We start from the raw sequence: 13,418 nt of genomic DNA on the forward strand, positions 1-13,418 counted from the left end.
CGTGGGGGGTTGCGCGTGGTCTTTTTTTCATACCGCCCGAATCGCGATCACCGCACCGGCTCGTCACCGGGCAGGTCGCAGGTCAGCTCACAGGTACCGGTTCGAAGCCAGCGGTAGTAGAACTGAAGAATCCGAAAGGTCATCAACGCAAAACAAAAGGGCACAACCGCCTGGGGCCATCGCTGCTCAATGCCCAGGGAGGGGGAGATAAAATGGGTGTCCCAAAGGAGCCCCACGTAATCCACGCCGTGGACGACCATAAAGATATTAAACGCACACCAGACGGCATCGCCCGCAACAATGAGACCGACGGCGATTTTTCTGGGGAAAAGCTGGACCAGGTTCAAAATGCGGACATGGCTTTTTTCGGTAACAGCCAGGGCCGTGCCGAAGTAAACGGAAAACACCATGCCGTAAATGGCCAGCTCTTCCGCCCACGGGGCAGACTGATGAAAAACGTACCGCAGGATCACCTGAAGAAAGACGCAGCAGGACATCACCACAAGGGATATCACGCACAGGGTGCTTTCAAACTTCGTGTTGAACCAGCGCATCAGGGTTGACGGGGACATCAAACGCTCCTTACTCATGACACATAAGTCGGATTTTTTTTATGAGGGCTGCCCCGGGGGTTCAGGAGGTTCCCGGAGCAGCGGGTAACAGCAGATGGACGCCATCATTGCCCTGGTAAAGGGCTATGCGTCGTTTTTGCTGCCGGAGGACGCACGGATCTGATCCACCATCTCCCGGAACTCGGCAGACCGCTTGGAGAGGATCTCATCCTGGAGCTTGCGGGCCGCTTCGATGAAAGGCGTGCGGTCCGGACGGGTGATCTTCATTCCGTTTGCCTCAAGGTAGGAGCGGCACTCCTCGATCTTTTTGAGCATGTTGGCCCGGTGGAGCCTGCCGGCGTCACGCCCCGCCTTGATGACGGCATCGCGCTGGGCATCGGTCAGTTTCCCCAGGAACCGCTTGCTGCAGAACAAAGGAGAAAAGGAGGTGAAATGATCCAGGACGGTGAGGTTGTCGGCCAGGTCGAAGAACTTCTGGGAACGAATGACAAAGGTGCCGTTGTCGCCCCCTTCCACGGTGCCCGTCTGAAGGGCCGTGGACATTTCGGACCATGCCAGGGGCACGGGCTCGGCCCCGAAGGCCTGGAAGGTGCTGATCATGATCTTGTTTTTGGGGACCCTGAGCTTCAGGCCCTTCATGTCGTCCATGCTGCGGATGGGACGCTTGGTGTTGTACATGTCCCGGGGCTCCACGGCATTGTAGGAGAGAAGGTAAACGCCGGTCTTGGCGTAGAGCTGATCCCTGAACCGATCCCCGATGGGCCCTTCAAGAACCTCGGAGGCGTGTTCGAGGCTGTTAAAAATATAGGGCAGGACGAACACGTCCATGAGGGGGTAATGGGGAGAGACGTTGTTCATGGTGATAATAAACCCGTCCACGATGCCGATCTGAAGGGATTTGAAGCCGTCTTCCTCGCCCCCGATCTGACCGCAGCAGCGGCGCTTGACCACCACCTCCCCCTGGGTGTACTCATCCACCAGACCAGAAAAAATGGTAACCAGTTCGCCGTAAGCGCTGTCATCGGCTGTCTGCCACCCCAGGTTCATCACCACCTTTGCTGAGACCGGAGCACTGAACGCCGCCATCAAAAACAGCATCGCCACACATAAAGCCACTCTCTTCATCGCATTTCCTCCTACAAAGTCTGCCAACATCATGTTTACATCACTGTTTGTCGGTGTGATCGCCCGACGCCCCGGCCCGAAAAATTCATGGCACCGGAGCTACCGGGCATCAATGTTTGTCTCTGTGGGTTGAGCACGAACCATGCCACAAAACAGATGCGGCCTTTCAGCGCATCGGCATGCCACGGCAAGCCATACCACATCGGGTGCAGACACATCGCCAGACCACCCACATTTAGGGCCACAAAGGGTAAACAAAGAACAGCAGAGATGGGATAATACAGGCATGGTGAGGAGATGTGGCCCAGGCGGAAGGTACGGGTGTCCCGTTTTCTGGATCTAAAAAACGGGACACCCCGTCGTGCATGTCTTGGTTTTTGGACGCCGCCCCGGGGCGGGGGCCACGCGCCCGATCCCAGGCATCAGGAGCCGATCAGGCCGTGGCGCTTGAGCTTTGCGTAGATGGTGGATCGCTTGGTTTTCAGCACCCCTTCAAGGCCGTCCGGCCCGGCCACCTTGCCGCCGGTAAGGGCCAGCACATGGGCCAGGTACCTCGCCTCCAGCTCTTTCAGGGTGGGCAACCCGTCAAAAAGATCGGCACCGGCCCCTGCCACACGGTCAGCGGACGCGACCACGGCCGCATCGTGGGCCACGGGAAACAGCTCAAGCCGGTTCCCGGAGGAGAGAATCACCGCCCGTTCCATGATGCCTTTGAGTTCACGGATATTGCCCTGCCAGGGCCTGGACTGAAGGTCGGCAATCTGCCCGGGGGTAAGACTCAACACCGTTTTCCCGTAGCGCCTGGCAAAATGAGTCAGAAACATCTGGGCCAGATAGACAATATCCTCGGCCCGATCCCTTAAAGGCGGAATGGTAAAGGGAAGGACGAAAAGGCGATAAAAAAGGTCTTCACGGAACGTCCCGTCGATGACGTCCTGTTTCAAATCCCGGTTTGTGGCGGCAATCAACCGGAAGTCGGAGAGGAGTTCTTTGGTGCCGCCCACCCGGGTGAACTTGTGGTTCTGCAGCACGCGCAAGAGCTTCACCTGCAGCGAAAGCGAGATCTCACCCACCTCATCTATAAAAAGGGTCCCCTGATTGGCCAGCTCAAAAAAGCCCACCTTTTGCGAGGTGGCACCGGTAAAGGCCCCTTTTTCATGGCCAAAGAGTTCACTTTCGATGAGAGATTCGGCCATGCTCGCCGGGTGAACCGGGATAAAAGGCCCCTTTCGCCCGCTCTCCGTATGGATGTGCCGGGCAAAGAGCTCTTTGCCGACCCCGGTCTCCCCCAGGATCAACATGGTGGCATCGGTGCGGGCGGCCTGGGCCGCTTTTTTAAGCAGTGGCGCCATGGAGACCCCGTAAAAGGGTTCATGGGAGGTGTCCCCGGGCATGGGATAGTATTGAGGCTGCTGGCGTGAGGCCTCCAGAATCACGGCAGAGCGCACTTCCGATGAGATCAGCAGGGCCAGGTTCTCATCCATGTCCTCCATGGCCCGCCCCAGGAGCCCGGAGGTCTCCTGGCTTTCGGCGTACAACACCCAGGTGGATTTTTCCCGGGTGTTGATGGGAATGGCAACGGCAGCAAAGGACTCCAGGTTCACCCTGGCCACCTCCTGCCTCTGAATGGCCTGGGAAGCCAGGGGCAGAAGCGAAGTACACACCCCTTGTTCCAGCTCCTCCCGGGAGATATTGCACCCGGCGACGCTTTCAACCTCCCCGCCTTCGAAGCCCTGGAGGAGTATCACCCGTTCGGCCTGGAACTCTTCCTGAATGGTGGTAACAAGCTGGCGATAAAAGATCGACGGGTCCTTATGGGAGGTGAGTTTCTTAAAACGTCGTGTGCACCGCTGTGTCAGACTTCCCGAACCGGGCTGCCCGGCTTGGTTTTTTACCTCGGGCCAGGCAATCTCCTCCAGAAACAAACGGGGCCTCTCCTTGCCCCCCTCTTTTTCAAAGGCCTCCAGACGATCAAGGAGCTGCCGGGTCTGGGGAATGCGTATCACCCCGCCCGCCTCCTGAAACACCTCCATGCTCTCTGTGAGAAGCTGGCGGACCACCGGCAGGGGTTTTCCGGCGTCATAGGCCAAAAGGGCCTTTTGCCTGAGGGCTGCCCCCCGCATCATCTTGTCTCCGCCGTTCAAGTTCTTGCGGGTCTCTGCCTCCACATCCACGGCAGGGATCGGGGGATACCCCCGCCTGAAAAAATCGACACAGAGCTCATAGCTTCGCGACCGGCCGAACAGGGTCTGCTCAAACTCACAGGAGGAGAAGAATTCATAATACGCCCGCAAGGCCTCGAAGGCCTTCTCCATCTCACCGTACCGGCTGTGGGTACAGGCCGTTACGTGGAGATAAAAAAGATAGGCCATCTCGTGGAGTTCCGGATTCAGGAGACTCCTGGCCCGACTCAGATACCTCTCCACCTGCCCCCGGTCACACCCTGCATCCCCCAGCACCATGGTGAGCTGAAGGCACCACCACCCTTCGGTAAGCTCATTCCCCTTGAGGTGGGCCGTGCGGCACGCCGATTTGGCAATGCCGATGGCCAGGTGAAATTTCCCCAGAAAATGGGCCGCAGACGAGGGATAAATACCGGACAGGTCTTTGTAGTAACGCACATTCCAGACATAGGAAGCCGGATCCACCTCGTTGTAGTAGCGCAGTGTTTTCTTCATGTCCCCCTGATTGAAGTGCAGGGAGGAGAGAAACATGGCGGCGATACACAGGATGTCGTTGTCCCCGAGCTCGTCGATGGCCTCCTGGCTCTCCATGAGAGAGGGCAAGGCCTGAAGGGAGGAACGGCCGGTAAAGTGATCCAGCAGAACCTCACTGAGCTTCAAGATAATACGCTTGCGCATATCACCGATGCGGATGGCGATTTCATTGGCAAAGAAATAGAGACGGATGGAAAGAGACAAGTTCCGGGCAAGGTAAAGACTGAGCCCCAAAATGGCAATGACAAGCTCTAAAAAACGGGAGAGCTCCTCACGGGATTTTTCCAGGGAGGGCTCTTCGTCGCAGAAGGCCAGCATCTGCTCCAGGGTCTCCGTCAGGAGGGCCTGGAGCCCGGCGGTGACCGAGACCTCAAGCTGGGTGGAGATATCGGCCACCAAAGCCTCAAAAACCGCAATCTCATCGGGGGCGCGAAGCCGATCTATCTCCGAGACAAGCCCCCCGCGATAAGCCCGTGACTCAAGGCTCGGAAGGTTTGCCCGGATCAGGGCGCGGTCAAGCCCTCCCTGGGCAAGCTGCCAGCGAGTCCCCCCATGGGAACAGGCGAGACCGGCCCCATGGAGCCCCTTAAGAGCCAGGGACGTTTCCCGGATGGTGCTGCCGGTCCACTCGGCAAGGGTGGACTCCTGGATATGCCCCCTTACAAACGCAAGCACATTCAGTGCGACTACCTGGTCTTCCGTCAACGCCTTTAAACGATCCACAACACCCCTCGTCTCATCTGATTATCCAACCACAGCAACCACGGAAAAACAAAACGATAGGGCAGTTCAGGGCCAGTCGTCAATAGCGGACACCCGGCCCCGAAAGGCTGCGGCAGGCCGGACAAAAACAGAATTACGCGCAGCAAGGGCCGCCGGGCCGGTTTCCCCCCCGGGCCCCTTCAAAAATGGCACCCCGCAAAAAAAAGATCGCCCCGACTCAACGGCCCCGGTTCGCGGCATAAGGACATTGATCCGGGTCGTATTACTTGAAGCACAGCAACTAAACAGACACACACGGCCATCCCCATTGTTTATTTGTAATGGCTTTTACGCACAAGCTGTTGTATTATCAATTTCAGTACGTTGTTCACAAAACATCTCAACAGAAACGCATTCTGACATCGTTCCCGCCTCCCACTGACCAGAGACGTCATAAACTGCCCCCGGCCTCCCGAACATACCTGACCACCCGTTGAACCCAACCAACACCGGCGCCACGCCCGACACCTTTATAGTTATGAAGGGAGGAAACCATGCCATCCACCCATCCCCTGCACAGCACCCCTGAAAGCCCTTCGCCCCTTGGGCGGAAGGAGCTCATCCGGATGTACGACGACGCCATGGGGCACCTCGCCCATGCCCGCGGCAGCGGGCCCGGCGAGCAAAAGAAAAGCATCTCCACCGTGGTCAAGATCCTGAACCACCTGAAAGAGGCCGGTGAAAAGGCCCCGCCCCACGGGGAGGACGACACCGACCTCTCGGCCCTGTACGCATATATGATTGATCGCCTTTCCATCAGCCACTCCGGCCTCGGCATCGACCCCGTCAACGAGGTAAACTGGCTGATCCGGAACCTGAAAGAGCTATCCGCCCCCGCCCAAAAGCCGGAGCGGCCCGCGGATATCCCGCAGTCATAAACCATCCCCCCGGGCGCCCCGCAGAGAGCATTCATGCGGGGCGCCACCCCGCAAGAACCCCTTGTATTTTCAACGCCTCGCCGACATCACCCCGCCTCACCTCGTCATTTTTCAATCATTCATCGCGATTTTTATTTAAAGAAACCGGCAAAGCCTCCGATAAGTACTTTATATCGAGGGTTCACCCGGCGTTATGCCACTTTTGGAAAAAGGATTTTCCGAACACCTTAGGCGCACCCGACATCGATACAGACAATTTGAGTTTACGGCACGGATGCCGACCATTGAAAGTTTATTTCACGGAGGAAATCACATGGCACTTTCAATCAACACGAACGTCACCTCTCTCAACGCACAGCGTAACCTGGGCAACACCGCTTCAGGCCTCAACAAATCTCTCCAGCGCCTCTCTTCCGGCCTGAGGATCAACTCAGCCAAAGACGACGCCGCCGGCCTTGCCATCACCGACCGAATGACTTCACAGATCCGCGGTCTGAACCAGGCTGTTCGAAACTCCAACGACGGTATCTCCCTTGCCCAGACGGCTGAAGGTGCCCTCCAGGAGACCACCAACGGCCTTCAGAGGATCCGTGAACTGTCCGTCCAGGCAGCCAACGACACCAACACCGCTGAAGACCGGGCCTCCATCCAGCTCGAAATCGACCAGCTGGTCTCCGAGATCGACCGAATCGCCGAAGCCACCACCTTCAACAACAAAAACATCCTCGACGGCAGCTCCGGCACCTTCAAGTTCCAGGTAGGCGCCAACGCCAACGAGACCATCGGGGTGGACCTTGTTAACGTCAAGGCCAACGCCCTGGGCCAGCAGCCCGGCATCGTCCAGTCCACCGCCTCCCGCGTCTCCCTGGCCAACGACGCCGCCGACGCCGGCAGCATCGGTATCCAGGAAGGGGCCGCAGGCAGCACCGTCACCGCAGGCGACGTCAGCGTCCAGGTGGACGGCGCATCCTCCGTGGATATCGCCCAGGCCAAGTACGGCGGGGATATCACCTCGGCGGCCACCGCCGACCTCAAGGACACCAACTCCGCCAGCTACGGCGGGGGTAGCGCCAAAGACATCGCCGCACGGATCAACTCCATCCGTGATATGAACGAGGAAGATCCCGGCGAAGGCATGGAAGGCACCAGCCTCCAGGGCGTTTACGCCAAGGCCTCCACCAGCTTCAAAGCCTCGGACATGGACGCCGCAGACTACTCCGGCTCCAGCGTGGCAGGGGACGGCCCCAGCAACGTCGGTGTCGGCCGCATCGGCAACAGCGACCTGATGATCAACGGTGTGGGCGTGGGCCCTGCCGAATTCAAAGAGAACGACTCCGACGGCAGCCTCACCAACGCCATCAACGCCAAGAGCCACCTCACCGGGGTTACGGCCAGTGTCGATGATGACGGCGAGCTGACCCTTGCAGCCGACGACGGTCGCGACATCGTCCTGAGCACCACCAACGCGGAAGTCACCAACCTCGTGTTCGGCGGCGGCGTGAAATCCACCGCCTTTGACTCGAACTTCAACGACGTGCGTGTCACGGGTTCTGTCTCCCTGACTGCCGGGGACACCCTCTCCCTGTCCGGCCTCAACGCCACGGACGCCGGCTTTGCAACCCTTACCGAGGACAACGTCCAGGCCAAGGGGTCCATCTCCAACGCCGATGTCTCAACCATGGAGGCCGCCAACGAAACCATCAAGTCGGTGGACAGCGCCATCCGACAGGTGGATGACATGCGGGCCAACCTGGGTGCGGTTCAGAACCGTTTTGAATCCACCATCCAGAACCTCTCCAACGTTTCTGAGAACTTGAGCGCGTCACGGTCCCGTATCCTTGATACGGACTTCGCCTCCGAGACTGCCAACATGACCAAACTGCAGGTCATGCAGCAGGCCGGTACCGCCATGCTTGCCCAGGCGAACCAGCTGCCGCAGTCTGTTCTCAGCCTGATCGGTTAGAAACGGGGCCTCGGCACCCGCTAAAAGAGAAGGTTTGCCTTTATCCGGTTATTCGGGATAAAACGAGTGCACAGGTAACAACATGTGCCGGAAAAGGCCCCAGGTGATACCCTCACCGGGGCCTTTTCCCGGCGCCTTTGAATATCCCGTGCACCGGGAAAACGTTCGCAAAGGCATCGACGGTCACGGTCAGACCGGCCGCACGGCAGGTGCCAAAGGAGCAGGATCATGGGAGTGTCGGTTGGCGGCATCGTTTCGGGCATCGATCTCGACGGCATTGTCGATCAGATAACCGAAGTGGAAAAGAGACCCGTCAAAGGGTTGGAAGCGAAGAAAGAGGATTTCAAAGTCCTTATCTCCGCCTACGCCAACCTGTCGAAGGAGCTCTCCGGCCTCAGCAACGCTGCACGCTCTCTTCGCTACCCCAGCGCCTTTACCGCACGTACGGCCACCTCACCAGACCCGGAACATTACACGGTTTCCGCCGGCTCGTTTGCAAGGGCGGGAAGCTACTCCCTGGAGATCCACCAGCTGGCCGCAGGCCAGAAAATGGCCGCAGGCCCCTTCACGGAGGATGCGCATCCCGGGGGCGGCACCCTGACCCTTCAGGTGGGCGACGGTGACCCCATGGAGATCACCTCCGGGGCCAACTTCACCCTCCATGACCTGGCCAACGCCATCAACGCGGAAAAAGGGGATGTCACAGCCGGGGTGATTTTTGACGGCACCCACCAGTTCCTGACCCTTGCCACCAACGAAACCGGAGCGGCCAGCACCATTGAGGTGTCCGTCTCCAACGACGAGGACGGCGATGATTCGGACAACGAAGGGCTTTCAGCCCTGGTGGCACCGGGAGGCGAAGAAGGCGAGGAGAGCACAACCGCGTTTTCCGTCACCCAGGAAGCCCGGGACGCAATCATCACCGTGGACGGAGTTGCAGGGATCCACCGCCCCACCAACACCATCACCGATGTGGTCAAGGATGTGACCCTGAATCTTTCCGGCACGGCCCCTGCCACCACCTTTTCCGTGGCGCTGGACCAGGGGGCCATCTCCGAAAAGCTCGATACCTTTGTGGAAAAATACAACAACGTCCTCACCTTCTTTTTCAACAGCCAGAAGTACAACGGCGAAGGAGAAGAACAGGGCACCCTCTTCGGCGACCAGACCGCCAACCGCATCAACGGTTCCCTCACCCGCGCCACAGCGGGTACGGTGGCCGGAAACGACAGCTTCCGCTATCTTTCCGACATCGGGGTGACCATGCGGCGTGTCACGGACAAAGAAGACCCCGAATACGGCAAGCCTTATCTGGAACTGAATCAGGAAGCCCTTTCCCGGGCCGTTTCCGAGAGTCCCGACGACCTGAAGCGTTTTTTTACCAGCATAGACGAAGGCGAAGAGGGATTTGCGGTTCGTATGTGCGGCCTCATCGAAGGGTTCAACGACCCCACCGGCGGCATCCTCGCCTCCGGAAGCAAAGGGCTCAAGAGCAAGATCGGAAGCATCGACAAACAGATCACCCGAATCGACGACAAGGCGGAACGATCCGAGGAGAGGCTCCGGAAAAAGTTCAACTCCCTTGAGAGCCTGCTGGCCCAGTACAAAGTCACAAGCGATCACCTCGCCTCCCAGTTGAAGGCTCTGCCCGGGGTATCCAAGCAGTAGATCCGGAATCGGAAGAAAGCCCTCCCGTTTCCGCCACAGTTGAAGGAGTTTACACCCATGACACCCATGACTTACAGTGCATATGCCGCATCGGCAGCTCGCGAGGACCTTCCCCAGGATCGCATTCTCGTCATGCTCTACGAAGGGGCCATCAAATTCATCCACCTCGCCGTTCGGGGCATCGATGAAAAACGCCCGGCACTCAAGGGGGAGTACATATCCAAAGTCCTGGCCATCCTCACCGAACTCAGCGCAGCACTGGACATGGAGCGCGGAGGAGAGATCGCCGAAAACCTGGCTGCCCTGTACGACTACATGGTCCGGCGCCTCACCGAAGCCAACATCAAAAACGACACGGCCGCCCTGCGTGAAGTGGAGACCCTGATCGTAAGCCTGAAAGAGGGCTTTGCCGAGGCCTCGCGTATTCGAAGGCAGTCGTCGGTACGCCAGCCTGAAAAGCCCAGGGAGAGCTGCGGTGTCTGTGTCGCCATCTGAGACCCCGGCCCATGTCATGGCGAGCATGGAGGCCCTCATGGACCGGGTGGAGGAGACCCTGACCTCCGCCGAGCCCGAGGCCCTGTCCACCCTTGCCAGGCATCAGGCCGACCTGATGAACACGCTCAGAACACTGCCCGTGGACCAGGGGCATGCCGAGGCCCTGTCCCGCATTCTGGAACGAAGCCGGAATCTTGCCCTGCGTATCGAAGGGGAGATGGAGGCCATCCGATCCCAGCTCACCGCCTCGGCAAACAAAAAACGGATAAGGGGGGCCTACGCGTCCCCTTATTGACCGACGGCACCCCGCCCGGCGTGGTACCGTCACAACCCCTTTAGATTAAACCAGGCCTCGAAAGGGACGTTCACTGCCCTTACCCCGGCGCCGTATCCCTTTGGGGGCCCATGGATAAAGAGAGATCACCATGATGCAAACCGTATCGCAAGTCCAACCCCAGATGCCCCAACGGCGAGACGATGTCTCCCAGGCGGAACCCGTCCGCCCCGCCCCCGGGTCCGAGGCCACCTCGGACAACAAAGCCAGCACCGAAGAGCGGCAGGAAAAAGTGCGCGCCGACCGGGAGGACCGGCTTCGAGAAAAGCAGCTCTCCCAGGAGACCCTCGACGAGATATCCCGAGACTTAGACACCCTTCATGCCGTGGGCCTGAACTTCACGCGGCACGACGAAACCGGGCGCACCATGGTCCGGATCACGAACCGGGACACCGAGGAAGTCATCCGTGAAATTCCGGCCAAGAAGGTCCTGGACCTTGCGGCCAAAATCGAAGAGATGGTCGGCATTATCTTCGACGAAAAAGTGTAACGGTCAGCCTCTCCCCCCCCTGTATCCCGTCCGTAACATCTTCTTTTGAAACCGGTCTTTCCGGCACGGGTGAACTGTACCCTTTTTTTGCCGGCCCTCTTATCCCCTGCCCCTGGCTCCCTGGAGGCCTCCGGTGTTCCCCAGGCTTTCACTTTTTTTCGGTAAAACCTCCCCTCCCCTCCCCTTGAATTCGCTGTTATCTCACCGATATATAACTCCATCCCCATATCCCAAACGCACTGTTACCCCCTAAGAACATTGATGAATTAATTTGCTTTTCATATTTATTTTTGCTAATTTTTATAACTTATCTTCGGTATGATTCTAGAATAACAAGTCATTTCATACCGAAGGCATACCTGACTTTACACGGCACACGAACCATTTTTTGATGAAGAACACGGAAAACCAGCGCACGGGATCCTCGGCGCCTTTTCCAAACCGGGAATGCAAGACGACACTCCGGCGGTCTCCCTCCCCGGGGGACCGGCGCAACCGAGTGAACGCTCTGGCCTGGTCTTTTACAACACACTAATTTTCTGGAGGCATGAATGAGACGAATACTGGCACTGACAACCGTCCTGCTCGTGGGCGCCGCCCTTATGATGTCGGGATGTTCAAAACAGGAAGAGGTCGACGAAACCCAAAAAGGCACGATTCACCTTGCCATGGACGCAGACCCGGTCTCTCTGGACCCCCATATTCAGCTCTCAGGCGGCATGCTGGCCTACTCCCATGTGACCTTCGACCCCCTTGTCCGCTGGACCCGCGAGATGTCCATCGAAGGCCGACTGGCTGAAAAATGGGAACGCCTGGATCCCCTCACCGTTCGCTTCTGGCTGAGAAAAGACGTCACCTTCCACAGCGGCAACCCCTTCACCGCCAAAGACGTGGTCTGGACCTTTAAACGTCTTCAGAAAAGCATCGACTACAAAGGCCTCTTCGAGCCCTTTGACAGCATCAACATCATCGACGAGCACACCATCGACATCGTCACCAAGCGTCCCTACCCCCTGCTCCTCAACATGGCCACCTACATCTTCCCCATGGACAGCGTCTTCTACACCGGCACCGATGAAAACGGCCAGCCCAAGGACGCCCAGGTCAAAAGCGGCCCCTCCTTTGCCCTCAACAACGAATCCGGCACCGGCCCTTACCGCGTGATCTCCCGGGAACACGGCGTAAAGACCGTCTACGAGCGCTATGCCGATTACTGGGACAAAGCCTCCCCCGGCAACGTCCAGAAGATCGTGCTCACCCCCATCAAAAACACCGCCACCCGCGTGGCTTCGCTGCTCTCCGGGGACACCGACTTCATCTACCCCGTCTCCCCCCAGGACTTCAACCAGATTGAAAGCAACGAAAAAACCAAGCTCGTCACCATGGGCGGCACCCGCATCATCACCCTTCAGCTCAACCAGACCCGACGTCCCGAATTCAAGGATGTGCGCGTCCGACAGGCCATCGTTCACGCCATCAACAACGACGGCATCGTCAAGAACATCATGAAGGGTTTCGCCACCACCGCCGGCCAGCAGAGCCCCAAAGGCTACCTGGGCTACAAAGAAAACCTCGTGCCCCGCTACGACCTGGAAAAAGCCAAGGCCCTCATGAAAGAGGCAGGCTACGAAAACGGGTTCGAGTGTTCCATGATCTCCCCCAACAACCGCTACGTCAACGACGCCAAGATCGCCGAAGCAGCAGCCAACATGCTGGCCAAGATCAACATCAAGGTGACCTTGCAGACCATGCCCAAGGCCCAGTACTGGGATGAATTCGACGCCAAGGTGGCCGACATCCAGCTCATCGGATGGCACGCGGATACCGAAGACTCCGGCAACTTCACCGAGTACCTCACCATGTGCATCAACACCGAGACCGGCTACGGCCAGTACAACAGCGGGACTTACTGCAACCCGAGGGTCGATGAGCTGACCCTGGCAGCCCAGTCTGAGACCGACACGGCCAAGCGTACCGCCATGCTCCAGGAAATCGAGCAGATCCTCTACGACGAGGCGGCCTTTGTGCCCCTGCACTGGCAGAACCTGGCATGGGCCTCGGTGAAGAACCTGGACATCGAGCCCATCGTCAACACCATGAACTTCCCCTACCTGGGCGATCTCGTGATCAAGTAAGGCGTAAAAGCATAGACATCCCTGGCCGGTTCCACCGACATCAACCGGTTGAGCCGGCCATTTATTTTGGCGGATTCGTTTGCATTTCACCGACCACATATGCTTGAATACGAGCGTTTCGATTACCGGCGAGGGAACATGTTCCCTGCCAGCTGTACCCGCTACCTGCCGGTGTCCCTCTCGGACACCGGCAGGCAGCGGGTAGAACGCCCCCGGGAATCGTGACGGGCAGTACAAGGGCCCTCCGGCCTGTGCCGCCCCGACACGTCATCCCATGCA

At 58.5% G+C, this 13,418-nt stretch carries 10 protein-coding genes; 7 read left to right on the forward strand and 3 right to left on the reverse strand.

Annotated elements, in window-relative coordinates:
• Positions 1 to 47: 47 nt before the first annotated feature.
• From BLQ12_RS10995 to BLQ12_RS11005, 3 genes are all read right to left on the reverse strand, one after another.
• The gene (locus BLQ12_RS10995; RefSeq protein WP_217640291.1) at positions 48 to 572 is read right to left on the reverse strand and encodes a TRAP transporter small permease; all 525 of its coding nucleotides are present in this window, start codon (positions 570 to 572) and stop codon (positions 48 to 50) included.
• 123 nt (positions 573 to 695) lie between these two features.
• The gene (locus tag BLQ12_RS11000) at positions 696 to 1,697 is read right to left on the reverse strand and encodes a TRAP transporter substrate-binding protein (protein ID WP_175469657.1); all 1,002 of its coding nucleotides are present in this window, start codon (positions 1,695 to 1,697) and stop codon (positions 696 to 698) included.
• Between the two features lie 422 nt (positions 1,698 to 2,119).
• A complete protein-coding gene (locus tag BLQ12_RS11005; protein WP_139163944.1) occupies positions 2,120 to 5,137 on the reverse strand; it encodes a sigma-54 interaction domain-containing protein in 3,018 nt (1,005 codons plus the stop codon).
• A 533-nt stretch (positions 5,138 to 5,670) separates the two neighbouring features.
• Here BLQ12_RS11005 and fliS (BLQ12_RS11010) point away from each other — a divergent pair.
• From fliS (BLQ12_RS11010) to BLQ12_RS11040, 7 genes are all read left to right on the forward strand, one after another.
• Positions 5,671 to 6,054 (forward strand): flagellar export chaperone FliS, encoded by a 384-nt coding sequence (fliS, locus tag BLQ12_RS11010; protein ID WP_092210702.1) that lies wholly within the window; start codon positions 5,671 to 5,673, stop codon positions 6,052 to 6,054.
• A gap of 313 nt (positions 6,055 to 6,367) precedes the next feature.
• Positions 6,368 to 8,017 (forward strand): flagellin N-terminal helical domain-containing protein, encoded by a 1,650-nt coding sequence (locus BLQ12_RS28190; protein ID WP_092210703.1) that lies wholly within the window; start codon positions 6,368 to 6,370, stop codon positions 8,015 to 8,017.
• A gap of 228 nt (positions 8,018 to 8,245) precedes the next feature.
• Positions 8,246 to 9,685, forward strand: coding sequence for a flagellar filament capping protein FliD (gene fliD, locus BLQ12_RS11020; protein WP_092210704.1), 1,440 nt, complete (start codon positions 8,246 to 8,248; stop codon positions 9,683 to 9,685).
• A gap of 57 nt (positions 9,686 to 9,742) precedes the next feature.
• Entirely contained in the window at positions 9,743 to 10,180 is a 438-nt protein-coding gene (fliS, locus tag BLQ12_RS11025; protein WP_092210705.1) for a flagellar export chaperone FliS, read from the forward strand.
• A complete protein-coding gene (locus tag BLQ12_RS11030; protein ID WP_139163945.1) occupies positions 10,161 to 10,475 on the forward strand; it encodes a hypothetical protein in 315 nt (104 codons plus the stop codon). The genes fliS (BLQ12_RS11025) and BLQ12_RS11030 overlap by 20 nt, the downstream gene beginning before the upstream one ends.
• Positions 10,476 to 10,605: 130 nt before the next feature.
• Entirely contained in the window at positions 10,606 to 11,004 is a 399-nt protein-coding gene (locus BLQ12_RS11035) for a flagellar protein FlaG (protein ID WP_092210707.1), read from the forward strand.
• 551 nt (positions 11,005 to 11,555) lie between these two features.
• Positions 11,556 to 13,139 carry an ABC transporter substrate-binding protein gene (locus tag BLQ12_RS11040; RefSeq protein ID WP_092210708.1) on the forward strand — a complete coding sequence of 528 codons (1,584 nt, stop codon included), beginning with the start codon at positions 11,556 to 11,558 and terminating at the stop codon, positions 13,137 to 13,139.
• Positions 13,140 to 13,418 lie beyond the last annotated feature (279 nt).

The sequence above is a fragment of the Desulfoluna spongiiphila genome (assembly GCF_900101345.1).
Lineage (GTDB): Bacteria > Desulfobacterota > Desulfobacteria > Desulfobacterales > Desulfolunaceae > Desulfoluna > Desulfoluna spongiiphila.